The sequence below is a fragment of the Shinella sp. R2-11 genome, assembly GCF_055330205.1.
The window spans coordinates 624,124-649,737 of the sequence record NZ_JBVAPC010000003.1; the positions used below are offsets into that span (position 1 = coordinate 624,124).

At 66.0% G+C, this 25,614-nt stretch carries 25 protein-coding genes; 5 read left to right on the plus strand and 20 right to left on the minus strand.

Translation table 11 applies throughout. The annotated features are described in order from the left end of the window. Nucleotides 1-7: 7 nt before the first annotated feature. Entirely contained in the window at nucleotides 8-1,075 is a 1,068-nt protein-coding gene (locus tag ACZ1A1_RS11260) for a LacI family DNA-binding transcriptional regulator (RefSeq protein ID WP_313192466.1), read from the plus strand. 91 nt (nucleotides 1,076-1,166) lie between these two features. Here ACZ1A1_RS11260 and ACZ1A1_RS11265 read toward each other — a convergent pair whose 3' ends face one another. Next, nucleotides 1,167-1,481 carry an ArsR/SmtB family transcription factor gene (locus ACZ1A1_RS11265; protein WP_313192465.1) on the minus strand — a complete coding sequence of 105 codons (315 nt, stop codon included), beginning with the start codon at nucleotides 1,479-1,481 and terminating at the stop codon, nucleotides 1,167-1,169. A 123-nt stretch (nucleotides 1,482-1,604) separates the two neighbouring features. Here ACZ1A1_RS11265 and ACZ1A1_RS11270 point away from each other — a divergent pair, with 123 nt between their 5' ends. The 4 genes from ACZ1A1_RS11270 to ACZ1A1_RS11285 are packed head-to-tail and all read left to right on the plus strand — an operon-like array spanning nucleotide 1,605 to nucleotide 7,401. Beyond that, entirely contained in the window at nucleotides 1,605-2,897 is a 1,293-nt protein-coding gene (locus ACZ1A1_RS11270) for an NAD(P)/FAD-dependent oxidoreductase (protein ID WP_463620001.1), read from the plus strand. Nucleotides 2,898-2,927: 30 nt separating this feature from the next. After that, nucleotides 2,928-3,131, plus strand: a complete 204-nt coding sequence (locus ACZ1A1_RS11275; protein WP_415214825.1) for a YgaP family membrane protein — start codon at nucleotides 2,928-2,930, stop codon at nucleotides 3,129-3,131. Between the two features lie 17 nt (nucleotides 3,132-3,148). Beyond that, entirely contained in the window at nucleotides 3,149-4,162 is a 1,014-nt protein-coding gene (locus tag ACZ1A1_RS11280; protein ID WP_463620003.1) for an efflux RND transporter periplasmic adaptor subunit, read from the plus strand. Next, nucleotides 4,159-7,401 (plus strand): efflux RND transporter permease subunit, encoded by a 3,243-nt coding sequence (locus tag ACZ1A1_RS11285; protein ID WP_463620005.1) that lies wholly within the window; start codon nucleotides 4,159-4,161, stop codon nucleotides 7,399-7,401. Before ACZ1A1_RS11280 ends, ACZ1A1_RS11285 begins: the two co-directional genes overlap by 4 nt. A gap of 42 nt (nucleotides 7,402-7,443) precedes the next feature. On the opposite strand, the gene ACZ1A1_RS11290 is transcribed toward ACZ1A1_RS11285, so the two are convergent. The 19 genes from ACZ1A1_RS11290 to ACZ1A1_RS11380 all read right to left on the minus strand — a co-directional run bounded on the left by ACZ1A1_RS11290 (nucleotide 7,444) and on the right by ACZ1A1_RS11380 (nucleotide 25,572). After that, nucleotides 7,444-8,511, minus strand: coding sequence for a LacI family DNA-binding transcriptional regulator (locus ACZ1A1_RS11290; RefSeq protein WP_463620007.1), 1,068 nt, complete (start codon nucleotides 8,509-8,511; stop codon nucleotides 7,444-7,446). Between the two features lie 86 nt (nucleotides 8,512-8,597). Beyond that, entirely contained in the window at nucleotides 8,598-9,479 is an 882-nt protein-coding gene (locus ACZ1A1_RS11295) for a carbohydrate kinase family protein (protein ID WP_463620009.1), read from the minus strand. 7 nt (nucleotides 9,480-9,486) lie between these two features. After that, the gene (locus ACZ1A1_RS11300) at nucleotides 9,487-9,993 is read right to left on the minus strand and encodes an SIS domain-containing protein (protein WP_463620010.1); all 507 of its coding nucleotides are present in this window, start codon (nucleotides 9,991-9,993) and stop codon (nucleotides 9,487-9,489) included. Then, on the minus strand, nucleotides 9,978-10,637 hold the full coding sequence (locus ACZ1A1_RS11305) for an orotidine 5'-phosphate decarboxylase / HUMPS family protein (RefSeq protein ID WP_463620012.1): 660 nt from the start codon (nucleotides 10,635-10,637) through the stop codon (nucleotides 9,978-9,980). The genes ACZ1A1_RS11300 and ACZ1A1_RS11305 overlap by 16 nt, the downstream gene beginning before the upstream one ends. A 4-nt stretch (nucleotides 10,638-10,641) precedes the next feature. Then, nucleotides 10,642-11,409, minus strand: a complete 768-nt coding sequence (locus ACZ1A1_RS11310) for an ATP-binding cassette domain-containing protein (RefSeq protein ID WP_463620014.1) — start codon at nucleotides 11,407-11,409, stop codon at nucleotides 10,642-10,644. Further along, nucleotides 11,409-12,392, minus strand: a complete 984-nt coding sequence (locus ACZ1A1_RS11315; protein ID WP_463620016.1) for an ABC transporter permease — start codon at nucleotides 12,390-12,392, stop codon at nucleotides 11,409-11,411. Before ACZ1A1_RS11315 ends, ACZ1A1_RS11310 begins: the two co-directional genes overlap by 1 nt. A gap of 45 nt (nucleotides 12,393-12,437) precedes the next feature. Beyond that, a complete protein-coding gene (locus ACZ1A1_RS11320; RefSeq protein WP_463620017.1) occupies nucleotides 12,438-13,397 on the minus strand; it encodes an ABC transporter substrate-binding protein in 960 nt (319 codons plus the stop codon). 410 nt (nucleotides 13,398-13,807) lie between these two features. Then, entirely contained in the window at nucleotides 13,808-14,803 is a 996-nt protein-coding gene (gene araD1 / locus ACZ1A1_RS11325) for an AraD1 family protein (protein WP_463620018.1), read from the minus strand. Between the two features lie 9 nt (nucleotides 14,804-14,812). After that, complete coding sequence (locus tag ACZ1A1_RS11330) at nucleotides 14,813-15,193, minus strand: RidA family protein (RefSeq protein WP_463620019.1); 381 nt, start codon at nucleotides 15,191-15,193, stop codon at nucleotides 14,813-14,815. Nucleotides 15,194-15,209: 16 nt separating this feature from the next. Then, complete coding sequence (locus ACZ1A1_RS11335) at nucleotides 15,210-16,538, minus strand: amino acid deaminase (protein WP_463620020.1); 1,329 nt, start codon at nucleotides 16,536-16,538, stop codon at nucleotides 15,210-15,212. Between the two features lie 16 nt (nucleotides 16,539-16,554). Next, a complete protein-coding gene (locus ACZ1A1_RS11340) occupies nucleotides 16,555-17,286 on the minus strand; it encodes an aspartate/glutamate racemase family protein (protein WP_463620021.1) in 732 nt (243 codons plus the stop codon). 18 nt (nucleotides 17,287-17,304) lie between these two features. Beyond that, entirely contained in the window at nucleotides 17,305-18,762 is a 1,458-nt protein-coding gene (gene hydA, locus ACZ1A1_RS11345) for a dihydropyrimidinase (RefSeq protein ID WP_313192449.1), read from the minus strand. 4 nt (nucleotides 18,763-18,766) lie between these two features. Continuing rightward, nucleotides 18,767-19,771: a quinone oxidoreductase family protein gene (locus ACZ1A1_RS11350; protein ID WP_463620022.1), complete on the minus strand. Its 1,005-nt coding sequence runs from the start codon at nucleotides 19,769-19,771 to the stop codon at nucleotides 18,767-18,769. Nucleotides 19,772-19,882: 111 nt separating this feature from the next. Further along, entirely contained in the window at nucleotides 19,883-20,797 is a 915-nt protein-coding gene (locus tag ACZ1A1_RS11355) for an N-carbamoyl-D-amino-acid hydrolase (RefSeq protein ID WP_463620023.1), read from the minus strand. 28 nt (nucleotides 20,798-20,825) lie between these two features. Next, nucleotides 20,826-21,551, minus strand: coding sequence for an ABC transporter ATP-binding protein (locus tag ACZ1A1_RS11360; protein WP_463620024.1), 726 nt, complete (start codon nucleotides 21,549-21,551; stop codon nucleotides 20,826-20,828). A gap of 3 nt (nucleotides 21,552-21,554) precedes the next feature. After that, nucleotides 21,555-22,334: an ABC transporter ATP-binding protein gene (locus ACZ1A1_RS11365; RefSeq protein WP_463620025.1), complete on the minus strand. Its 780-nt coding sequence runs from the start codon at nucleotides 22,332-22,334 to the stop codon at nucleotides 21,555-21,557. Nucleotides 22,335-22,338: 4 nt separating this feature from the next. Further along, on the minus strand, nucleotides 22,339-23,310 hold the full coding sequence (locus tag ACZ1A1_RS11370) for a branched-chain amino acid ABC transporter permease (RefSeq protein ID WP_463620026.1): 972 nt from the start codon (nucleotides 23,308-23,310) through the stop codon (nucleotides 22,339-22,341). Nucleotides 23,311-23,370: 60 nt separating this feature from the next. Next, nucleotides 23,371-24,231 (minus strand): branched-chain amino acid ABC transporter permease, encoded by an 861-nt coding sequence (locus tag ACZ1A1_RS11375; RefSeq protein WP_313192443.1) that lies wholly within the window; start codon nucleotides 24,229-24,231, stop codon nucleotides 23,371-23,373. Between the two features lie 132 nt (nucleotides 24,232-24,363). Then, nucleotides 24,364-25,572 carry an ABC transporter substrate-binding protein gene (locus ACZ1A1_RS11380; protein ID WP_313192442.1) on the minus strand — a complete coding sequence of 403 codons (1,209 nt, stop codon included), beginning with the start codon at nucleotides 25,570-25,572 and terminating at the stop codon, nucleotides 24,364-24,366. Nucleotides 25,573-25,614: the final 42 nt, after the last annotated feature.

The window sequence follows — 25,614 nt, forward strand, 5'->3', positions numbered from 1 at the left end:
ACGGCTCATGGACCAGAGCCCGCCCCGAACCACCTCCGTCACAGTGGCCGACGTCGCGCATGAGGCGGGCGTCTCGAAGGCGACCGCCGCCCGCGTGCTGGGCGGCTATGGAACGGTCAGCGAGCGGGTGCGCGCGCTCGTCATCGCCGCCGCGCGCAGCCTCGACTACCGGCCGAACGAACTCGCCCGCAGCATGACGACGGGCCGTTCCGGCACGATCGGCGTGGTGGTGGGCGATATCGAGAATCCGTTCTTCAGCCTTGCCGTCCGCGGCATTACGGATGTCGCCCGTCAGGCGGGCTTCACGGTCATCCTGATCAATTCGGGTGAGGACGTGACGGCGGAGAAGGCGGCGATCCGTACCCTGCTGGCCAAGCGCGTGGACGGCCTGATCGTTTCGCCCTCGAAGGAAAGCGATGTCGAGCACCTCGGGCAGGCAACCCGTTCGGGCGTGCCGCTCGCGCTGCTCGACCGCGGCGGCCAGGCTCTCGATGTCGATACCGTGATCGCCGACGACCGGCACGCCGCCGAGCGCATCACCCGGCAACTCATCGCGCTCGGCCACAACCGCATCGCCTATCTCACCGCATGCGATACGGCGGACCACGTCTTTCATACCCTGACCGACATCAATACCGGTTCGGTGCGGCGGCGCATCGAGGGCTTCCTTCGCGCCGGCAAGGAAGCCGGATTACCGGCGATGAGCGACTGGGTGCGCGTCGGCGCGACGACCCCGGAAGCAACGCACGGCATCGTCACCACCCTGCTGCGGGCGGAAGAGCGGCCAACGGCCATCATCGCCTCGGACAGCGTCATCGGGCTTGAAGTGTTCAAGACCTGCCGTTCGGTCGGCGTTGCGATCCCGGACGACCTGTCGCTCGTCTCGTTCCACGATGCCGACTGGACGGCCGTCACGTCTCCGCCCGTCACCGTCGTGCGCCAGCCCGTCTATCAGCTTGGCGAAACGGCGGCCAGGCTGCTCGTGGAACGGTTGAACGGCAAAAGCGCGGAGGCCCGCAAGGTGGTCCTGAAAACCGAGATCGTCGAGCGCGCGTCGGTCAAGGGTCTTTCCTGAGCCGTATTCAGATTCCGCTTCCAGGCGTTGAACCGGTCCGAATTGCCGGCCGGAATCGAACCGTGGAAGCCCGTGATTTTCATCCCGCAGGTCACGGCCGTTTGCCACCACCCGGCGGGCAGAACGCGTCGTGGAGCGCCTGGACGACGGCGCGCACCTCCGGCCGGGCGATCGAATAATAGACGGTCGTCCCCTCACGGCGGGCCTCGACCAATCCATCCCCCCGCAAACGCATGAGCTGCTGCGACATCGGCACCTGCTCGATGGCGAGCATCTGCCGCAGGTCGGCGACCGACCGCTCGCCGTCGACAAGGGCGCACAGGACGAGCAACCGCTGCGGGTGCGAGAGGCTGCGCATCAGGTCTGCGGCCTTTTCCGCCGCCGGGATCATCTCTTCTACATTCATATTCTTGAATTTATAATCCTTGAATGTTATGTGCAAGTCATGCAGCCTCTGAACACTTGAACTGAGTGGCCTTCCTTCCCCCGCAATGGGGCGGATTGCCACCATCACAACGGAGCGAAAGCCATGACCCATATCGTCGTTCTCGGTGCAGGCCTCGGCGGAATCATCATGGCCTACGAGATGAAACGCAAGCTCCAGCGTGACGATCGCCTCACCGTCGTCAATCTCGGCTCGACCTATTCCTTCGTTCCGTCCAATCCCTGGGTCGCGGTCGGCTGGCGGCAGCCGCAGGATATCACCGTCGATCTCGTCCCGGTCCTGAAGGCACATGGCATCGCGCTCAGGCCCGAAGGCGCGCGCCGCGTGCATCCCGGGGAGAGCCGCGTCAAGCTCAATGATGGCTCCGTCCTCGACTACGATTACCTCGTCATCGCCACCGGCCCCGAGCTCGCCTTCGACGAAGTGCCGGGCCTCGGGCCCGGCGGCCACACGCAATCCATCTGCCATGTCGACCACGCCGTCCGGGCGAAGGCCGCCTTCGATGTGCTCGTGAAGGCGCCGGGGCCGATCGTCGTCGGCGCGGTGCAGGGCGCCTCCTGCTACGGCCCGGCCTACGAATTCGCCTTCATCCTCGACACCGCCCTTCGCAATGCCAGGATACGCGACCGCGTGCCGATGACCTTCGTCACGCCCGAGCCCTATATCGGCCATCTGGGTCTCGACGGCGTCGGCGACACCAAGGGTCTGCTCGAAAGCGCGCTGCGCGAGCGCCACATCAAGTGGATCACCAATGCCAGGACGACAAGGGTCGAGCCCGGCATGCTGATTGCCGAGGAGGTCGACGAGGCCGGCGCGCTCAAGGCGACGCACGAGCTGCCCTTCGCCTTCTCGATGCTGCTGCCGGCTTTCCGCGGCGTGCCCGCGGTCGCCGGCATCGAGGGGCTCACCAATCCGCGCGGCTTTGTCGTCATCGACCGGCACCAGCGCAATCCGGCCTTCCCCAATGTCTTCGGCATCGGCGTCGGCGTCGCCATTCCGCCCGTCGGCAAGACGCCGCTGGCAGTCGGCGTGCCGAAGACCGGCTTCATGATCGAATCCATGGTGACGGCGGCGGCCGAGAACATCGCCGCTCTCCTGAAAGGCGAGGAGCCGCGGGCGGTGGCGAGCTGGAACGCGGTCTGCCTTGCCGATTTCGGCGATGACGGCATCGCCTTCGTCGCCCAGCCGCAGATCCCGCCGCGCAACGTCAACTGGTCCGCACAGGGCAAATGGGTCCACGCCGCCAAGGTCGGTTTCGAGAAATACTTCCTGCGCAAGGTGCGGCAGGGCAAGTCCGAGACCTTCTACGAGAACCTCGTGCTCGACATGCTCGGCATCAGGAAGCTGAAGGACATCCACATCGAGACCACCGGTTGAACCGGGTCTCCAACCGAAGGAGTATTCAACATGACGATCGATCGCGCCGTGCTGCTGTTTGCCGGCTTCATGGTTCTGCTCTCCCTGGCGCTCGGCTTTTATGTCTCGCCCTGGTGGTATCTGCTGAACGTCTTCGTCGGCCTCAACCTGATCCAGGCCTCGTTCACCGGCTTCTGCCCGGCTGCAATCGTGTTCCGGAAGCTCGGCTGTCCGGCAGGCGTCGCATTCAAGTAGCAAGAGAGCATTCCTTCATGCACCGTCCGATCCCGCGTCCTTCCATGGCGATCCTCGCCTTGCTGCTGGCCTTGCCGGGCCACGGCGCCAGTGCCGCCGAATTCCTCGTCAGGGCGACGACCGTCCCGGAGATGAAGGCCGTGTTCGGCCAGGTGGAAAGCCGCATCGTGGTGCCGGCGCGCGTGCGGATCGGCGGCACGGTACGCGAGCTGCGCGTCAGCCAGGGCGACGAGGTCAGGGAAGGCGACGCCATCGCGGTCATCGTCGACGACAAGCTTGCGCTCCAGCTCGATGCCGCGCAGGCCAAGATAGCCGCGCTCGGCTCCCAGCTCGACAATGCCCGGCTCCAGCTCGACCGGGCACAGCAGTTGAGATCGAGCGGCTCGGGCACGCAGGCGAACCTCGACCAGGCGAGAATGCAGTTCGAGGTCGCCACCAACCAGGTCGCGGCGGCCAAGGCCGAAAGGACCGTCATCGAGCAGAGCGCCCGCGAGGGCACGGTCGTCGCGCCCGCCACCGGCCGCGTGCTGACGGTGCCGGTGACGCCCGGCTCGGTGGTGCTGGCGGGCGAGGAGATCGCCCGCATCGCGCCCGGCCCCTATTACCTGCGCCTGTCGCTGCCCGAGCGCCACGCCGCCGAGATCGCGGAAGGCGCGGACGTCATGGTCGCCGCGCGCGGCCTGACGGCGTCGGCGGACCGGTCCACCCCGGCGCATCGCGGCCGCATCGCCAAGGTCTATCCCGAGATCGTCGACGGGCGCGTCATCGCCGATGTCGAGGTCGCGGGCATCGGCGACTACTTCGTCAACGAGCGCACCCTCGTGTCGATCCCGGTCGGCAGGCGCTCGGTGCTCGCCGTGCCGCCGGCGGCGGTGCGCACGCTGCACGGCATCGATTACGTGCGCCTTGCCACCGCCTCGGGCGAAGCAGATGTGGCCGTCATCCTCGGTGAGCGCTTCGACGAAGGCGGCCAGCCGCGCATCGAGATCCTGACCGGCCTTCACGACGGCGACCGGATCGTGCTGCCATGAAACCGCCAATTCCCGATCCCGGCATCGCCGGTCGCCTGACCCGCGCCTTCATCGCCTCCGCGCTGACACCGCTCTTCCTCCTCGCCGCCCTCGCGCTCGGCCTCATCGCGCTCGTCTCCCTGCCGCGCGAGGAAGAGCCGCAGATCTCCGTGCCGATGGTGGACATTCGGGTGGAGACCAACGGCCTGAGGGCGGAGGACGCCGTCAAACTTGTCACCGAGCCGCTGGAGACCATCGTCAAGGGCATCGACGGTGTCGAGCACGTCTATTCCCAGACCGAGGACGACGGCACGCTGGTGACGGCGCGGTTCGAGGTCGGCACGGATGCCGACGCCGCCATCCTGAGGGTTCACGAGAAGATCCGCGCCAATATGGATCGCATCCCGGTCGGCATTCCCGAACCGCTGATCGTCGGGCGCGGGATCGACGACGTGGCGATCGTCGTCGTCACGCTCAGGCCGACGCCGGAGAGCGCCGAGCGGTGGACGGCCAACGGCCTGACGCGGCTGGCGCGCGAGCTTCAGGTCGAGGTCGCCAAGCTTCCCGATATCGGCCTCACCTATCTCGTCGGCGAGCAGCCCGAGCAATTCGAGGTCGAGCCGGATCCGGAGCGGCTTTCGCTCTACGGCATCACCCTCCAGCAGCTTGCCGCCAGGATCGAGGGCGCGAACCGCTCCTTCCGTGTCGGCACGGTACGCGAAGCGGGCGAGCAGCGCGCGGTCGTCGCCGGCCAGACGCTGCAGGAACTCTCCGAGATCGGCAACATCCTCCTCACCGCGCGCGACGGCAGGCCCGTCTATGTGCGCGACGTGGCGAAGACGGTGCTTGCGACATCGCCCGCCGAAAGCCGGGTCACCGATATCCGCCGCACGCCGGACGGATTGCAGCGCGCTCCGGCGGTGTCGCTGGCGGTCGCAAAGCGCCCGGGCACCAACGCCGTCGTCATCGCCGACGACATCGTCCGGCGCCTGGAGCAGGTCCGCGGCCAGGTCTTCCCGAAGGACGTCGAGATGACGGTGACGCGCGACTACGGCGAGACCGCGAACGAGAAGGCCAACGAGCTTCTCTTCCATCTCGCCCTCGCCACCGTCTCGATCGTCGCGCTGGTGGCCTTCGCCATAGGCTGGCGCGAGGCGATGGTGGTGGCCGTCGTCATCCCCATCACCATCCTGCTCACGCTCTTTTCGTCCTGGATCATGGGCTACACGCTGAACCGCGTCAGCCTGTTCGCACTCATCTTCTCGATCGGCATCCTCGTCGACGACGCCATCGTGGTCATCGAGAACATCGCCCGGCACTGGGCCATGCATGACGGCCGCTCGCGGGCCGAGGCTGCCGTCGACGCCGTCGCCGAAGTCGGTAACCCGACCATCGTGGCGACGCTGACGGTCGTGGCGGCGCTCCTGCCTATGCTGTTCGTGTCGGGCATGATGGGCCCCTATATGAGCCCGATCCCGGCCAATGCCTCCGCCGCCATGCTGTTCTCCTTCTTCGTCGCCGTCATGCTGACGCCCTGGCTGATGACGAAGCTCGGGCGCAAGGACGCCGCGGGCGGGCATGCCCACGAGGCGGCGGACGGCGGGCGTCTCGGCCGCCTTTACGGCGCCATCGCCCGCCCCGTCCTGAAAAGCCGGGCGCGCGCCTGGTCCTTCCTGCTGGTCGTCGGCATCGCCACGCTCGCCTCCCTCACGCTGCTCTACACCCGGCACGTCACGGTGAAGCTCCTGCCATTCGACAACAAGGCGAACCTTCAGGTCGTGCTCGACCTGCCCAGGGGCTCCTCGGTCGAGGACACGGACCGGACGTTGCAGCAGATGGTCGAGCGGCTGCGCGACCTGCCGGAGATCGTCTCCTTCCAGACTTATGCGGGCACCGCCGCCCCCTTCGATTTCAACGGGCTGGTGCGGCACTACGCCCTGCGCGCCGAACCGCAGCAGGGCGACATCGTCGTCAACCTCCTCGCCAAGGGCGAACGCACGCGCGCAAGCCACGCCATCGCGCTCGACATCCGCAAGCGCCTCGAAGGGCTGGACCTGCCGCAGGGCACGGTGACGAAAGTGGTCGAGCCGCCGCCGGGACCGCCGGTGCTCGGCACGCTTCTCGCCGAGATCTACGGGCCGGACGCCGAGACGCGCCACGCCGTCGCCGGCAAGGTGCGCGAGGCCTTCGAGAGCGTGCCCTTCATCGTCGACGTCGACGACAGCTATCATAACCGGCCGCAGCGCATGCGCGTTTCCATCGATCAGGACAATCTCGACTATTACCGGGTCGAGCAATCCGACGTCTACGACACGCTGCGCTATCTCTATGGCGGCGCGACAGTCGGCTATTCGCACCGCGGCGGCGGGCGCCAGCCGATCCCGATCCGCATCGCCTTGCCGAAGAACGGAAACGTGCTCGGCGAACGCGCCCTCACCACGCCGGTCCCGGCCAACGCGCTGCCCGGCGGGCGCGGCGTCGTCGAGCTCGGCGATGTGGTATCCGTCTCCCCGCAGCCGGCATCCTATCCGATCTTCCGGCACAACGGCCGATCGGCCGAGATGGTCATGGCCGAGCTTGCCGGCGCCTACGAGGCGCCGATCTACGGCATGCTCGCCGTGAACGACGCCATCGCCGGGGCCGACTGGGGCGACCTGCCGAAGCCGGAGATCGCGCTGCACGGCCAGCCGGACGACGAGACCCGCCCGACGCTGTTGTGGGACGGCGAATGGGAGGTGACATGGGTCACCTTCCGCGACATGGGCGGGGCCTTCATCGTGGCGATCCTCGGCATCTACATTCTCGTGGTGGCGCAGTTCGGGTCGTTCCGGCTGCCGCTGGTCATCCTCACGCCCATACCGCTCACCTTCATCGGCATCATGCTCGGCCACTGGCTGTTCGCCGCGCTCTTCACGGCGACCTCGATGATCGGCTTCATCGCGCTCGCCGGCATCATCGTGCGCAACTCCATCCTGCTGGTCGACTTCATCCGTCATTCCGGAGGAGCGGACAGGCCGCTGGTCGACGTGCTGCTCGAAGCCGGCGCGATCCGCTTCAAGCCGATCCTGCTGACGGCGCTCGCCGCGATGATCGGAGCAGCGGTCATCCTCACCGACCCGATCTTCCAGGGCCTCGCCATCTCCCTGCTCTTCGGCCTCGCCTCCTCGACCCTGCTCACCGTGCTCGTCATTCCGGCGATCTATGTGGCGCTGCGGGGCACGCGGCGCGGCGGAAGCCCCGCTGGCACCCGGCCACCCTGAAAGCGCCCGATAGAGGCTCGTTCCACCATTGCGCTCCGGATTTTATCTTGCGCGGGGCGCTGTCACTGATTGTCGAACCACCAGCTGGGCGTTCAGGATTTGGGAGCTTCGGTATGAGTTATCCTCGATCTTCTTGAGCAGCAGCTCCACCGCCGTCGCGCCGAGCTTGGCGACCGGGCGTTTCACGACGGAAAGCGGCGGCCGGAACACGAGGGTCCATGGCGCCTCGTCAAAGGCGATGATGGAAAGATCCTCGCCGATCTCAAATCCGAGTTCCTGGGCCGCGCCCAATGCGCCCAGAGCCATCTCCTCGTTTGTCGCGAGGATCGCGGTCGGCGGCTCGGGGCTCTTGAGAATCTCGATCATCGCCTCGTGGGCGATCTCCACGCTGCTGTGACAGAAACGCGTCCATTGCGGACTGGCCGCAAGCCCCAGTTCGGCGAAGGCAGCCATCGCGCCTTCGACACGGTCGCGGACCGTGCCAACCACATGGTCGGGCATGGTCGGGCTGTATTTCTCGACGCTCGCCGTCGCCACCAGCAGGCCGACCCGCACATGGCCTGCGGCGGCAAAATGCCGGATGGCCTCGCCGGCAGCGGCGCGATCATCCGTCGTGACGAAGTCGATCTCGTCCGAATCGACCCGCCGGTCGAGCAGCACGACCGGCACTTCCGGCTCGCTCTGGACGATCAGGTGCTCGATCTCGTTCTGCGAAGCCGGCACGACGATGAGACCATCGACCCGCTTTTCGATGAGAACCCTGACCGCGTTCCGCTCCTTTTCGATATCGTCGTCCGTGTTGAGGACAAGGATCTGGTAGCCGGCCCTGGAGGCGGTTTCGATGATGGCGCGGATGGCGCTGGTGAAGAACGAGTTGGAGATGTCGGCGACCACGACGCCGATCGTCAGCGACCGGCCGGAGCGCATCGACCGGGCCAGTTCGTTCACCCGGTAGTTCAGCTCCGCTGCCGCCGCCATGACACGCTCGCGGGTCGCCTCCGTGACGAGGCCGTAGCCGCCGAGCGCGCGCGCGGCGGTGGCGCGCGACACCTCGGCGCGCCGCGCCACGTCGATCAATCTCGCTGCCTTGTCATTCGGTGCCTGCGTCATGTTCCGTCCCGATTTTTCGACCGCATGTCGATATCACATATTGGGTTCCTCCCGGGATGGGAACCGGGTGGCCCCGAGGCGAGGCGCTACGGCAGGACGAGCTCGGCGCCAGCCCGGCGGCAGGTCGCGGCGGCGACCGCCATCGCCTCCGCGAGATAGTGTCGCCAGACGTCGGCCGTGCCGGGCCGCCCGCCGCGCAGCAGGGAGGCGACGAGGCTTGCCAGCGTCGCATCGCCGGCTCCCATCGTATCGACGATCGGCTCCGGCCTGTCGGCAATCGGAACCGCGACCTGAAGACCCGATCGTTCGACCAGGGTCGCTCCGCCTGCACCATGGGAAAACAGGACGGTTTCGACCCCCATGCCGAACAGATGTTCCGCCACCGACCGCCAGTCCGTTCCGTAGAGGAGCTGGACATCCTCGTCGCTGAGCTTCACGAGGCTCGCGACGGGCAGGACCTTCTCAAATCCCTGCCGGTAGGCCGGGAGGGGGGAGATCAGGCGCGGACGGGGATTGGGATCGACGATCCGCAAGCAGGGCGCGGCGGAAAAGGCCTGCACCAGATCGTCGGCATGTGAAGGATTGTCCAGCGGATACGAGTTGACGATCGCGGCGGCGGCATTCGACAGCACATGCAGTGCCTCCGCCCCGAAGGCGATCCGGCGGCGGTACATGGCCGGCGCGAAGGCATAGCTCGGCTCGCCGTTCAGTCGCGTCGAGCTGACGACGCCCGTCGGGTCCACCGTCGGCGTGTTGACGACCCGGATGCCGCGTTCGCGCGCATAGCGCAGGAGATAGTATCCGTCCCGGTCCTGCCCGACGCGCGTGACGAGCGTCGAAGGCAGGCCGAGCCGGGCGATGCCGGCGGCAAGGTTGAGCCCTGCCCCGCCGGCGAACCGCTCGGGGTCTTTCCCCTCGACCCTGATTTCGTCGACGATGCAATCGCCGATGGTTACGACACCATGCATCGGCGGCTCACTGCAGGTTGGTGTGCCGATAGGCCATCGTGCCATGGGCATCGGCGATGCCGGAGGCAAGCTGCAGCACGACCGCATCGAGGAGAAGGAGGCACGTCTGCTCGAACAGGCTGCCGCCGAACTGCTTCGTCTCGATCACCGGAACCGGCAGCACGATGTCGGCGATGCCGGCAAGCGTGCCCTTCGGCTTGTGCGTCAGCGTGATCACCTTCGCGCCCTCGGCCCTGGCGATCTTCGCGTAGCTGAGGCTGACGGGCGTCTCGCCGGAACCGGAGATGATCAAAAGGCCATCGCCCTTGCGGACGGACGGCGCCGTCACCTCGCCGACGAAATGCACGGACCTGCCGAGATGCATGAAGCGCATCGCCGACATCTGGGCCGCAAGCCCCGAGCGTCCCTGCCCGGAGAAGAACCACCGGCGGTCGCCATCGCGGAAAGCCTCCACGACGGCGGCGAAGGCCTGCGGATCGATGCGCTCCAGCAGCTCGCCTATTTCTTGTCCCACGGCCAGCCAAGGCCTTGTTCCGGGAGCCGTTCCTTGATCCATGATGCTACCTTTCCTGGGGTTTCCGATTCCGTGATGGCGCTGCCGACGACGAGAATCTCGGGTTTGACGGCGATGACCGAATCCAGCGTCGCCGGGCCGATGCCGCCGGCGAGCGACACGCGGAAGCCGCGCGCATGCATGGCGGCGACGGCGTCGATGTGGCCGGTCGAATTGTCGCCGGCGAGGCGCGCATCCGTCGGCGAATGCACCGCGACATAGGCAAAGCCCTCCGGCAGGGCGAAGTCCTGCGGCAGCAGGAGCGGCTTGCCGGATTCCGTGATCGTGTCGACGATGACGGAAGCGCCGAAGGCGACGGCGCATTTGCCGACCGTCTCGTGCGTCGCCCTGGAGGCGCAGGACAGCACGGTCATGAAGGAGGCGCCCGCGCCGAACACCATGTTGGCTTCGAGCGCGCCGCCATCAACCGTCTTCGTATCGGCGAGGACGGGCACGTCGGGGCAGATCTCGCGCACCGTCGTGATGGCGGCGACGCCGAACCGCTTGAGAAGCGGGGTTCCCACTTCGATGATATCGGCAAGGCCGGTGAGAGCGGGCAGGATTCCAAGATGCTCGGGCTTGTCGAGCGCGACTTGCAGCAGCATGGGGCTATTTTCCTTCAGGTTGACCGAGGCCGGTGATCGCCTTCAAGAGGCTGTCGGGTGTGAATGCCGAGGACGGCGCGTCTGCGACCACCCGGCCGAGGCGCAGGACGACGATGCGATCCGTCACCTCTAGAACATGCGGCAGCGTGTGGGAGATGAAGATGACGCCGAAGCCCTTGGCGCGGGCATTGCGGATGATCTCCAGCACCTCCCCCGCCTGGCGCGCGCCGAGATGGTTGGTGGGCTCGTCCAGAAGGATCACCTTGTTCGCCCAGGCCACGGCCCGGCCGATGGCGACGGCCTGGCGCTGGCCGCCGGAAAGGCGCGCCACCGGGCGATCGCTGGCCGGCACGGCGATGCCGACCTGCTCGAGCCCGGCATGGGCCTGGCGCCGCATGGCCTTCTCGTCGAGAAAGCCGAGCTTGCCGAGAAGGCCCTTGCGCACGATCTCGCGGCCGAGGAAGACATTGGCCGCCACCGTCAGGTCCGGCGCGACGCCCGAATCCTGGTAGAGCGTCTCGACGCCGGCTTCCAGCGCATCATGCGGGGATTTCCAGACCCGGCGCACGCCGTCGAGATAGATCTCGCCGCTGTCCGGCTCGTGCGCCCCGGAGAGCACCTTGACCAGCGTCGACTTGCCCGCGCCATTGTCGCCGACGAGGCCGACCACTTCTCCGGCGCGCAGGGCGAAGTCGACATCGTCGAGCGCCACGACACCGCCATAGCGCTTGCCCACGCCACGGACCTCGTAAAGAACGGAAGCATTTTCCATCAGCGGCCTCCCTTTGCGCCAAGTCCCTGGATGCCGACGGCAAGCGCGATAAGCGCCGCCACGACGATCTGCTGCCAGTTGGGCTGGACGCCGATCAGGATGAGGCCGCTCAGCACCGCCGTCGTGATGAGCGCGCCGACCACGACGCCCGACAGCTTGCCCGTGCCGCCGAGCAGGCTGACGCCGCCGATGACCGTCGCGGCGATGGCGTTCAGTTCGCCGCCGCGCCCGGAGAGCGGCGAGCCGGAGCCGAGCCGGAAATAGACGAACGCTCCGGCAAGGGCCGCAAGGACGCCGGACAGCAGGTAGAGCTTGATGAGGTGTCGCTCGACATCGATGCCCGCGCCGCGCGCCGCGAAGGGATTGGAGCCGATCGCATAGGTCCAGCGGCCGAACCGCGCCCGGGACATGAAGGCCCAGGAAACGGCGATGATGACGAACACGGCGATGACGGGCACGGTCAGCGCGCCGAAATAGGTAGCGTTGCCGAGCAGGATGACCTCCTTCGGCGCGCCGGCGATCTGCGTGCCGCCGGTCAGCACGAGGCTCATGCCGGCGGCCGCGCCCATGGTCGCCAGCGTCGCGACGAAAGGCACGAGCCGGCAATAGGTGATCAGAAACCCGTTGATCAGGCCGACCACGACGCCGACGCCGACCGCCGCCAGAAGGCCGAGCGTAATCGCCAGCCACGGATCGATCCCGGCCTCGTTCGCCGCGCGGATGACGAGCGCCATGGAGACGCCCGCCAGCCCGAGAACGGAGCCCACGGAGAGATCGATGCCCCTGGAGGCGATGACGAAGGTCTGGCCGATCGCCATCAGGACGACGGGCGAGAAGTCCTGAAGGATGTTCGCCATGGCCCGGACCGAGAAGAACCGGGGATTGGCGAGCGAGAACGCCAGCACCATCACGCAGAACAGCAGCAACAGGACGACATCCTGCCTGAGGCCGGACGCCTTCAGGCGGGCCAACTTGCCTTGCATTTCCATTATCGTAGATCTCCGCGCGGGAAAGGGAGAGCCGCCGGCTCACTCCGAATACATGGAGGAGCCAGTCTCCGCGAAATTCTCCCTGGTCATGACCACGTTCGGAATGACCACGGATTTCTCGATCTTGTCGGCGCCCTCGCCCGTGACCTTCGCCTTGGCGTATTCGAGGGCCAGTTCCGCCTCCTTGGCCGGCTGCTGGGCGACCAGCGCGGTGAAGACGCCTTCCTGCAGCGCATCGACCTGCGCCTTGTAGGCGTCGTAGCCGACCAGCTTGACCTTGCCGACCGCATTGCTGTTGCGCAAAGCGGCGATCGTGCCCGTGCCGCTCGTGCCGTCGATCGCGAAGATGCCGGCAAGATCGGGATGGTTCAGAAGCACCGTGTTGACCGCGGATGTCGCGGTGGCCGGCTGGCTGTTGGCATATTCACGGCCGACGATCTCGATCTTCGGGAAGTTCGCCGCCAGCTCCTCGCGGAAGCCCTGTTCGCGCAAGGTGTTGGTCGTCGCGCCCGGCGAGCCGGACATGATGAAGACCTTGCCCTCGCCGCCGATCTGCCCGGCCAGCGTCCTGGCCGCCTGCCGTCCTCCGTCGACATTGTCGCCGGTGATGTGAGAGGTCAGGTAGGCCTGGTCGGTGACGGTCGTGTCGACGGTGATGACCGGAATGCCTGCGGCCTCCGCCCGCACGACGGCCGGCTGGAGCGAGTCCGGATCGGTCGGCACCAGGATCAGCGCATCGATATCGTCGGCAAGCGCTGCATCGACGAACGGCATCTGGGATTGCGGCGAATATTCCGAGGCGCTGCCCTGCCAGACGAGCTCGACGCCGAGCTTGCCGGCCGCCGCCCGCGCGCCCTTCTCCATTGCCAGGAAGAACGGGTCGGAAGCGATACCGGGAATGAAGGCGACCTTCAGCTTGTCCTCGGCATTTGCGGCATGCGCGCCGATGGCGAGCATGGAAACGGTGGCAGCAATCATCATGCGGCGGATGCGGCTCATTTTTCTCTCCTCCGTGAAAATGAGATCGATCTCATTTAGAGATAACAGGTTACTTCATGCTGTCAATTGAAAAAGAGATCGATCTCATTAAATGCCGAAACGGGACCCGGCTTATAGGTTAAAGGCATTTTCTGGGAAACGCGTTGATACCACCGACGCCGCCGGTACGGCTTCGGGATCACGCTATGCGGCAATATCACCGCCGCACTTTTTAAGTGCGGGGGAATTGGTTCGCCCGGTCGTCAACGCCGTCCGCACAGCCAATTCGCTCTTTATCATCACGCGCGACGACGCCATTCGCAATCCGCGTGCCGTCGTCACTCGTCGATGGCTTCTCAAAAACGTCGTGCCCACCCCGGAGAGGAAGGCCCGACTCAAGTGACGGAAATGAAGTATCCGGTTCGACCAGATCAGAGTTGAAGGACGACGACATCTTCTTCCGCGGCGACCGCCAGCGGATTGCGCAGCGGCAGACCGAAGCCTTCCGCGCCGATCTCGAACACGTCGCCCTCTTCCGTGCGGATGCCGTCGCCGAAGGACAGCGTCGCCGTGCCGAACATGTGCACATGCACGTCACCCGGCGAACGGAACAGGCCATATTTGAAATGATGGTATTCGAGATTGGCGAAGCTATGCGACATGTTCGCCTCGCCAGACACGAACGGCTTTTCCCACAGCACCTTGCCGGCGCGCAGGATGCGCGAGAAGCCACGGATATCCTCCGGCGCCGCGCCGACGCGGATTTCCGGGCCGAAGCTCGCCTGCCGCAGCTTGGAATGGGCGAGATAGAGATAGTTGATCCGCTCCGTCACATGGTCGGAGAATTCGTTCGACACGGCAAAGCCGATGCGGAAGGGCGAGCCGTCCCCGGCGATGACGTAGATGCCGGCCATTTCCGGCTCCTCGCCGCCGTCGAGCGCGAAGGAGGGCGAGGTCAGCGCCGCGCCGGGGGCGATGGCCTGCGTGCCGTTGCCCTTGTAGAACCATTCGGGCTGCACGCCCTTCTCGCCGGCCTTCGGCTTGCCGTTTTCAAGGCCCATGCGGAACATCTTCATCGAGTCCGTCAGCGTCTCCTCGGCCGCTTCCGCCGTCTTCTTGTGCATGGAATCGCGCGTGGCGGCCGAGCCGAGATGGGTCAGGCCCGTGCCGGTCAGGTGGAGGTGCGCGGCATCGGGATGGGTGATCGGCGGCAGCAGCCGGCCCTCGGCATAGGCCGCTTCGAGATCGACTTCCTCGCCGAGGCCTTTCGCGTCGATGACGGCCTTCAGCGATTGTCCGCCATTGGCCGCTTCCATCGCCAGCGCGTGCACGCTCTCCGCACCCTTCACCGCACGGCCCCTGCCGCCCTCCTCGCGCACGACCACGGTGATCGAGCCATCGGCATTTCCAACCTGCGATATCAGCATCTTCGTTTCCTATCGTTCTGCCAGCGTGGCGATGCAGTCCACCTCGAACAGGATGCCGTTGAGAGCACAGCCGATGGTGGTTCTGACCGGAAGTTCGTCCTTGAAAAAGGTCGAATAGACCGCATTGAAGCGATCGAAATCGGCGAGGTCGGCAAGATAGGCATTGACCTTGACCACCTCGGACAGGCTGCTCCCCGCCCCCTTCAGGATCGTCTCCATGTTGAGGAGCGCCCGGCGGACCTGGCCGCTGAAATCGTCCGGCATCCTGCCCGTTTGCGGATCGACCGGCCCCTGCCCCGACACGAAAACGAAACCGTTGGCAAGCACCGCATGGGAATAGGGCCCGGCCCGTCCAGGGGCGTTCTCGATCACCAGACGCTGTGTCGGCATTCTACCATCCTCGTCTTCAGAAAAAGGTCTTGATCGCTTCGACCACCTGGAAGCGCTCGTCGAGCACGCAGAGCACGTCCCATTTGTCGAAGGTGGTGCAGGGATGCGATATGCCCAGTTCCACCAGATCGCCGGGACGAAGCGCGCTGTCCTCTGGGCATTTGAGATAGGCATGCTGGTCGTTGAGCATGGTGATCTCGTAGCCCTCCGGCAGATCCTGTACGGTCAGGGCCGCCGTTCCGGAGGCAAGGCGCAATGGCCGGGGCAGATGCGCATCGTAGGAGACGTCGCGGCGGCCAGCGTTGAGGAAGGCAAGGCCCGGCTCCGGCCGTGACTGCACCGTCGCCCAGACGGTGAGCGCCTGGCGCGGGCGGGCATCCAGCGCCGCCAGTTCCGGCGAGCGCTCAAGCGCCCGAGCGATCTCGCGCTCATACATGCCGGCATCGTGCGAGATGTAGCAGCCGCTACGCAGCACCACACGCGACGGCCGGTCGAAGACGGGCCGGCTCAGCGCCTTGGCGACCAGATCGAAATAGGCCGAGCCGCCCGCCGTCAACAGGATCTCCCTGCCGCCGAACAGGCCGGCTGCGGCGAAATCCTCGGCGGTGCGCGTCATGAAGGCAAGGAACTCGCCGATCCGGCGCTCGATCTCAGCGCGCTCGGCGCCGCGAATGCTTCCCTCGAAGCCCTCGATACCGGCGAGGATCGCCGCGTGGCGCATGCCCGCCAGTCGCTCGGCAATGCTGCGCGCTTCCGCCTCTGTGCGGCAGCCGGTGCGCGCGAAGGGCGAGCCGAGCTCGATCAGAACCTGAAATGGCCGGTGCCCGGGATGCCGGGCGGCGACCTCTCCCAGAAGCTCCACGCCCTCCGGCGAATCCACGAGGAAATAGAAGTCGAAATCCGGATCGTCGATCTGCGCCTGCGCGACATAGCCGAGGAAGCCCGGATCGAGAATCTGGTTGGCGAGGAAAATCCGCGACACGCCGTAATGACGCGCGACCTGCACCTGGTGCTGCGTGGACAGGGTGATGCCCCAGCAGCCATCGCCAAGCTGCTTATGGAAAAGCTGCGGCGCCATGGTCGTTTTTCCATGCGGGCAGAGCGACACGCCGTAACGCGACGTCACCGCCGCGATCCAGCGGCTGTTCTGCTCGATCGCCGCGCGATCCAGCACCGCGAGCGGGGTGGGCATGTCGCGCCGCAAAAGGTTCCAGCCCTGACGGCCGATCCCGGCCAGCGGCATCTCCGGCAGGTTGCCCGGCATTCCCTTTGTGCGGCCGTCGACGCGCACATCCGGCAGCTCGGAAAAGACCGTCGGCCTCGTTTCGGTATTTGTATCGGTCACGGGAACATTCCTTGCATCAGGGCTGGAAGCGAGCCATCTCGCCGGAATAGGTCTTGGGATTGGGATAGGCATAGCCGCAGGCACGGCTCGTTGACAGGCGCAGGCCTATCAGCCCCTCGAGGACCTTCACGCCGGCTGCGACACCATCGACGACCGGCACGCCGAGCTCCTTCGAAATGTAATCGACAAGGTCGGCCATGCCGGCGCAACCGAGCACGATGCAGTCGGAATGGTCCTCGACGATGGCCCGGCGGCATTCCTCCAGGATGACGCTGCGCGCGTCCGATCCCTCCACCTCCAGATCGAGCACTGCCAGTTCCGTGGTGCGCACCTTGCGGCACTTGTGCTCCATGCCGTAGGAGCGCGCCAGATGTTCGAGGATGATGCGGCTGCGGTGCCCGGTCGCGACGACCGAAAAGCCTTCCGAGACGAACGAGGCCATATGCATGGCTGCCTCGGCGATGCCGACCACCGGGCCGTCGGCAATCTCGCGGGCAGCCTGCAGGCCGGGATCGTCGAAGCAGGCGATGAGATAGCCGTCGCACCCTTCCGCCTTTCCCTTGCGCACTTCGTCGAGCACGCCGAGCGCGCTGACCGCCTCGTCATAATGCCCCTCGATGGAGGCCGGCCCCATGGTCGGGCTGACGGCGACGACCTCGGTTCCCGCCGAGGCGACGGCGGCCGCCGCCTCGCCGATCTTGGCGGTCATGGTCAATGTCGTGTTCGGATTGATCACCTTGATCTTCATCGTCCTGTCCTTTCCGCCTCAGGCCGTTTCCACTTCGCCCGTCACCGGGTCGAAAGGCGTCACATGCCTGCCGCGCGGCTTGATCGCGTCATAGGGACCGCGGGCAAGGAAGCGCCCGTGACCCGGCTTGCCGACCACCGCGCCGTCATCATAGACCACTTCGCCGCGCGAGAGCGTCATCACCGGCCATCCCGTCACCTCGACGCCCTCGTAGACCGTGTAGTCGACGCCGTGATGCAGCATGTCGTTGCGGATCGTCACCTTGCGCTCGGGATCCCAGATCGCGATATCCGCATCGGCTCCAACGGCGATGGTGCCCTTTCTAGGATGCAGGCCGAAGAGCTTCGCCGGATTGGCCGCCGTCAGCGCGACGAAGGTGTTGAGGTCGATACGGCCCTTGACGACCCCTTCGGAAAACAGGATCGGCAGGCGCGTCGCCAGCCCCGGCACCCCGTTCGGAATGGCGCTGAAGGGCGCATCCACCCCGCCGACCTTCTTGCCGTGCGGATCATCGAAGCGGTTCGGCGCGTGGTCGGACGACACGACCCCGATCGTGCCCGTGCGGATATAGTCCCACAGGGCTTCCTGATCGGCCGTCGTGCGCGGCGCGGGGCTGCACAGGAATTTCGCACCCTCGAAATCCGGCCGGTCGAGATCCGCCGCCGTCAGCATCAGATATTGCGGGCAGGTCTCGCCGAAGACCTTGAGGCCGCGATTCTGCGCGCGGCGGATTTCCTCGGCCGCCTCCGCACCGGAAACGTGGAAGATCTGGATCGGGACATCCAGCAGTTCGGAGAGCATGATGATGCGGTGGCAGGCCTCCCGTTCCACCGGCATGGGCTTGGCCCAGGCGTGGTATTTCGGCGCGGTGAGCCCGGCCTTTTCCAAGGCACGCGTGAGATACATGATAGCAGCGTGGTTCTCGGCATGCACCGTGACGAGAGCGCCCGTCTTGCGGGCGAGCGCCAGCACGCGCAGCGTCTGCTCGTCATCGAGCACGACATTGGTGTAGGTCATGAATATCTTCAGCGACCGGTGCCCTTCCTCGATCAGCGGCACCAGTTCCTCCAGCACCGCATCCGTGGGATCGGTCACGACGAGATGGAAGGAATAGTCGATCAGCGCGCGGGTCGCCTTCTCGTGATAGTCGCGCAGGGCCTCGGTGATGCCGCTGCCCTTCACCTGCTGCGAGAAGGAAATCACCGTCGTCGTGCCGCCCGCGGCCGCCGAGGAGGTGGCGGAGGCGAAGGTTTCCGCGTTGCGCACCTCGCCGACCTGCGGCTCCTCGATATGGCAATGGGAATCGACGCCGCCGGGCAGGACGAGACGGCCTTCCGCCGAGATCTCGCGGGCGGCGGGCCCGAGATTCTCGCCGATGGCGACGATCCTGCCGTCGGTGACCGCAATATCCGCCCGGAAGCAATCGCTCGCCGTGGCGACGGTTCCTCCGCGAATGACGAGATCGTAATGGGTCATGGTATCAGCTCCGGCTATCGGTTGCGGTAGGGTTGACGGCAAGCAGGAGCTTTCCCGACACCGTGCGGGATTCGAGGCATTCATACATCTGCTCTGCCTGTTCGAAGGAAAAGACGCGTTCGAGCGGCACGCGAAGCGTGCCGTCCGCGACGGCGGCAAGGGTAAGGCGCAGCCCGTCGCGCCAGGCCTCGGAAGAGAAATCGAGATGGCCGAGATGGAAGCGCGTGAAGGTCGCCGATTTCTCCACCAGCCGCGCCCAGAGATTGGCGAGCGGGCGGCCCTCGGCCTCGCCGAAGCTGACGATCTGGCCGAGCGGGCGCAGGAGCGTAAAGCTGCGGTCGAGGATCGTGGCCCCGGTGGAATCGTAAATCCTGTCGACGCCGCGCCCGTTCAGGAAGCGGCCGATCTCCTCCACGAAATCGGCCTCCGCGCGGTTGACGACGAGGCTTGCGCCATAATCGAGCGCCCGCCTTTCCTTGCCAGCCGTGCCGACGGTACCGACAACGACGGCTCCGGCCTGCACGGCGAGCTGGGTGAGATAGAGCCCGACACCGCCGCCGATGGCGTGGATCAGGACGACCTCGCCCGGCCGCACCGCCGAGACGGTGTGCAGCAGATGCCAGGCCGTCTGCGCCTGGATGAGGAAGGCTGCTGCCGTCTCGAAGGGAACGGAATCGGGAAGGCGAACGGCACCGTTCGCCGCAACGGCGCAGAGCGCGGCAAAGCCGCCGCCCGACTCGGCATAGCCCGCCACCCGGTCGCCGACGGCAAAACCATCGACGCCCGCGCCGACCGCCGTCACCCGGCCCGCAATCTCGAAACCGGGAACGAGCGGGTATTGCTTCGGATGCGGATAGGTACCGCGCCGCATCATCGTGTCGGCGAAGTTGCAGCCGCAGCAGGCGACCGCGACGACGAGTTCTCCCCGCCCCGCGACAGGCGCGGGCAGCTCGGCGACGCGCAGCAGGCCGGCGGCTTCGCCGGGCTGATCCAGCAGGATCGCGCGCATGGTCTCCCTCCTTTCTCCTCCGCCCGCCGCATGTCCGGCGGGCATGCCTTGCCCGTTCCGCCTCCCACAGGAAGGCGGCTCGGGTATCATGATTGTGCGCAGCCGCGCCGCTCAGACGGCGGCGATCAACCCGTATTCCTGCGGCTCGCGATGCTGCTCGAAATTGAAGATGTTCTCGCGGATTTCCCGGCAGCGGGCGAAATCGGCGGCGGCCGTTATCACCTCGTCCTCCAGCGTGTTGGTGAGCGCGGCAAGCTCCCCGGTGGGCGCGACGATGCAAGAATGGCCGAGCAGCATGCAGCCTTCCTCCACCCCGACCTTGCCCGCTCCGGCGGTCCACGCACCGTTCTGGTAGGCGCCCGCCTGCATCGACAGGAGATGGTGGAAGGAGCTGAGCTGGTCGTGCTGCGGCACCGGCGGATTGTGCAGCGGCGTGTTGTAGCCGCCGCAGATCAGCTCCGCGCCCTTGAGACCCATCACGCGCCAGGTCTCCGGCCAGCGCCGGTCGTTGCAGATGAACATGCCCATCTTGAAACCATCGACCTCATAGACCGGGAATCCGAGATTGCCGGTCTCGAAGTACCGCTTCTCCAGATGCTGGAACGGGCGATAGTCCTCATAGTCCTTGTGGCCCGGCAGGTGGATCTTGCGGTACTTGCCGATGATCCTGCCGGTCCTGTCGACGGCGATGGACGTGTTGAAGCGATGCTTCCTGCCGCCTTCCGACACGAGTTCCGCGAAGCCGAGATTGAACCCGACGCCGTGTTTCGCGGCGGCCTCGAACAGCGGGCGTGTCACCGGGCTCGGCATTTCCGTCTCGTAGAACGCGTCCAGTTCCGCCTCGTCGGTGAAATACCAGCGGGGGAAGAAGGTGGTCAGCGCCAGCTCGGGAAAGACGATGAAATCCGAATTGCGGGCCGCGGCCTCCTCCAGCATGTCGACGAGCCGCTTCACCACCTGTTCGCGGCTGTCGCTGCGGGCGATGGGTCCAAGCTGGCCCACCGCGAGAATGATCTTTCCTGGCATATTCCTCTCCTTTTCCTTTCCCGGAGCCTCAACCGCCGAGATAGAGTTGCTTGACCTTGTCGTCGTCGAGGAGGCTCTGCGAGGCTCCTTCGAGACCGATGCGCCCGGTTTCGAGCACATAGGCGTATCGGCTGATGCGCAGCGCCATGCGCGAATTCTGCTCGACCAGCACGATGCTGGTGCCCTCCTCCCGGTTGATCTCCGTGACGAGACGGGCGATGTCGCGCACGATGAGCGGCGCCAGTCCCAGCGAGGGTTCGTCGAGAAGCAGAAGGCGCGGCTTCGACATCAGCGCGCGGCCGATCACCAGCATTTCCTGCTCGCCACCCGAAAGCGTGCCCGCCTGCTGCCGGAAGCGCTCGCGCAGCCGGGGGAAACGGTCGAGGATGCGGTCGAGATCGCGCTTCACCGCGCCGTCGCGGCGCGTATAGGCGCCCATCAGGAGATTGTCGCGGATCGACATCAGCGGGAAGACGCGGCGGCCTTCCGGCACCATGGCGATGCCCATCGCCACGCGCCGGGCAGCCGGCAGCTTGTCGATGCGCTGCCCGTCGAACCAGATCTCGCCTTCGGCAAGGTTCACGAGCCCGGTGATCGCCCTGAGGCTGGTGCTCTTGCCGGCGCCATTGGCGCCGATGAGGGAAACGACCTCCCCCGCATCGAAGCCGATGCTGACATCCGAGATCGCCCGCACCCGGTCGTAGCGCACGGTCATGCGGCGCGCCTCGAAATATTTCATGCTGCTCACCGTCATGCCTCAATAGCTCCCGATCGTCTCGTCGTCCTGGCCGAGATAGGCCTCGATGACCGCCGGATTGGCGCGGATTTCCGCCGGCAGGCCTTCCGCGATCTTCGAGCCGAAGCTCACCACGACGATGCGGTCGCTGATGCGCATGACGGCGCGCATGTCGTGCTCGACGAGCAGCACCGTGATGCCGCGCTTGCGGATGCCCTCGACCATCTCCACCGCCCGGTCGGTCTCCTCCGGGTTCATGCCGGCGAAGGGTTCGTCGAGCAGCAGCACGCGCGGCTTGGCGGCAAGCGCGATGGCGATGCCGAGTGCGCGCAGGTGCCCATGCGGCAGGTTGCGGGCGAGTTCCCCCTTCACATGGCCAAGACCCAGATAATCGAGGATTTCCGCCGCGCTCTCGGCGGCGGTCCTGGCATCGGCGCGGGCCGTCGCGGTGGAGAAATACGCGCCGAAGGGCGTCGCCTTCAGGCCGAGCTGGTGGGAGACGACGACGTTCTGAAGGGCCGTCATCTCCTTGAACACGGTGGTTTCCTGGAAGGTGCGCACGATGCCGGCCTGCGCCACCTGATGCGGCTGCCGGCCGCTGACGACCGCGCCGTCCAGCAGGACGCGCCCGGAGCTCGGCTTGAGGAAAGAGCCGATCAGCTTGAACAGCGTGGACTTGCCCGCGCCGTTCGGCCCGATGACGGACAGGATTTCCCCGTGCGAGACGGAGAAGGAGATGTCGTTGACCGCCGTCAGGCCGCCGAAGCGCTTGGTCAGGTTCTCGATGGCAAGGAAGCTCATGGGTTCACCTCGCTCCGCGGCGCAGGAGGGTGCCGATGCTGAGCAGCCCGTTCGGCAGGAACAGCATGACGACGATCATCAGCACGCCGTAGAGCAACGCCTGGTATTCCTGGATCGACCGCAGGAGCTCGAAGGCCATGACGAGGCCGAAGGCGCCGACGATGGGCCCGAGGGCGTAGTCCAGCCCGCCGAGGAAGCAGTAGAGCATGAAGTTGATGGAATCCGAGACGGTATAGGTCGCCGGATAGATGTTCTGCTGCAGGGCCGCGAAGCAGGCGCCGGCGACGCCGCCCATCGCCGAGCACAGCACGAAGGCCAGCACCCGGTAACGCGCGATGTCGATGCCGATGGACATGGTCAGTTCCTCGTTCTCGCGCATGGAGCGAAAAACCCAGCCGATCCGGCTGTTGGCGAGCCGCCAGACCGCCAGATATCCCGCGAGCAGCAAGGTTGCGGCGAAGAGATAGAAGGCGAGCGGCGTGGAAAGGCCGGCGGGACGCGGGATATTGAGGATGCCGCCGCCGCTGGCGCCGAGCGTGTTGAGGAACAGCAGGCGCACCGCTTCCGTCAGGCTGAGCGTGACCATGGCGAAATAGATGCCGCGCAGGCGCAGCAGCGGCCAGCCGATGAGGAACCCGGCCAATCCGGCCGCCAGCGCCGAAATCGGCAGGCACAGCCAGAACGAGAGGCCATAGGTCGTCGACAGGATCGCCGAGGTGTACCCGCCGAGCAGCGCGAAAGCGCCCTGGCCGATATTGACGCGGCCGATGGCGAAGGTGATCCAGACGCCGAGGCTCGCGAACGACAGCAACGCGGCATTCGTCATCACGTTGAACCAGTAGGCCCGCCCGGAAAAGACCAGCGGAATGACCGCATAGAGAAAGACCGCGAGAAGCACGATCGCCAGCAGGCCGCGCGTGCCGTCGAGGAGACGTCCGGACCCCGGAAGCGAGACTGCGGGAATTGATTTTGCCATGTTATCCGTCCTTGCCGGGTTCGGTTCGGGGGCGCGAAGGCGTGCGGCGGAGCGAGGAGGTCAACCCCATGGCTTGCCCATGATCCCTTGCGGCCGCACCAGAAGAAAGGCGATGAGGGCGACGAAGATGATGAGATAGGTGACGGAGCCCGGAAAGAGCGCATAGCCGATGGCTTCCGCAAAGCCGAGGACGATCGCCCCGAGCAGGGCTCCCCCGATCACGCCGGCCCCGCCGATCATGATCATGATGAAGGCCTTGGTGGAGATGGCCGTGCCGATACCCGCATTGACGCCGGAAACGGAGATGAGCAGCGCGCCGGCGGTTGCCGCGAGGGCGGCACCGAGGCCGAAGCCGAACATGCTGATCCGCCCCACCTCGACACCCATGAGCGTGGTGGCCGTGCGGTCCTGCGCCAATGCCCGCATCGCCCGGCCGGTGCGGGTGTAGTAGACGAAGGAAAGGACCGCCGCGATCAGCAGGAGCGACACCACGAAGACGACGAGGCGGTTTGCCGGCAGGAAGGCGCTGCCGATGCGGTAGACGCCCTGCACCATCGGAGGAATGCCGCGCTGCTTTTCCCCGAAGAGATAGAGCGCGGCATTCTCCAGGAGGAACGCCGTGCCGACGGCGAGCAGCATCGAATTTTCCTCGCGGCCCGCCGACCCCATGACCCGCTGGAAAAGCCCCTTCTCCATGGCCATGCCGATCACGCCGACGCTGACGGCCGCGGCCGCCAGTCCCACCCCATAGGGCATTCCATAGACCGCGCAGACCCAGTAGACCACGAGGCCGCCGATCATGAACATCTGTCCGTGCGCGAAATTCAGCACGTTCATGATGCCGAAGATGAGCGTGAGGCCGAGCGCAATCAGCGCATAGTTGGCCGATAGGATCGCGCCATTGATGATGACTTGTTCCATGCCGTCTCTCGTCGATTGCGTCGCCGTTTCACCGGCGCGCTCGCTGTCATTGTCTTATGGCGGTGATGACCGGCAGTTGGCGTGAACGATCTTCGCGCCAACTGCACCATTGGCCGGCAATGCGGCCCTTTGCTACTTCACCGCGCCGATCGAGACGGTCACGAACTCGCCGCCCTTGGTTTCGGTCAGCACCAGCGGAACGCCGATCTGCCGTTTCTGGCCGTAGTCGGTCTCACCCGTATAGGCGAGCGCGCTCTCTTCCTTCAGGAAAGGATTGCGCATCGAGAAATCGGGAATGGCCTTCTTGAAAAGGCCGGCATCCTCGATCGCGGCCGGGCCCGCGGCCTGCAACGTGGCAAGGATGACTTCGAGCGCATAGACCTTGGTACCGGCCTCGTCGTTCCACTCGCCGGCAACCTTGGTATATTGCTTGATGAAATCGTCCATGTAGGCGCTGCGGATTTCCGGCGCGGAAGCGCCACCGATGGAGATGAGGCCATCGCCATAGTCGCCGGCCATCTCCTTGATCACCTTGATATCCTGGCCGGAATCGCTGGCGAATAGGCCGGTATAGCCGAGCTCGCGGGCAGCGCGCATGAGAAGCGGCGTGTTCGACGGCGCCGACGCGGGCAGGAAGATGAGGTCCGGCGCCTTGTCGACCACATTGGACATCACCGGGAAGAAGTCGGTGACGTTCGGCTCATACGTGGCGTCGGCCACGACCACGTCGAGACCGAGCTTCTTGGCGGCGGCGACACCGTCGTCCCGGTTGCTGAGCCCGTCGCTGTCGTTGCGGGCGACGAAGGCGACCTTCTTGACGCCGCGCTCGTTCTTCAGGAGCTCAAGGATCGCCGGGGCGACCTGATAGCTCGCCACCATGCCCATGACCGCGTTTTCCGCCGGCTGGGTGAACAGCGAACGGCTGGAGGCATAGGGGAAATAGATCGCATTGTACTTCTCGGCGATCGGACGGACGCTGGTCGCGGTGACGTCGGTGTTCGGCCCGATGACGTAGCGGATGCCCTCCTCGCCCATCAGGCGCTCGGCGCCGGAAACGGTGAGCTTGGGATCGTTGCGATCGTCGACCGAGACGATCTCGATCCTGTATTTCTCGCCGCCGATCTCGACGCCGCCCTTTTCGTTCCACATGGCCGCCGTCGCCTGGGCGGCATATTTGTTCACGAGGCCCCAGGAGGCCTCCGCACCGCTCATCACGCCGAGCTGGCCGATTTTCAGCGTCTTTTCCTGTGCCGATGCCGCGAATGGCTGGCCGATGACGGCAGCGAGCGCAACGGTCCCCGCCATCTTGAGCAGCATGCGCCGATATGTCGAAGTTTTCATGCCATTCTCCCTCTGTCCATAACGATGTTTAGGCCCCTCAGC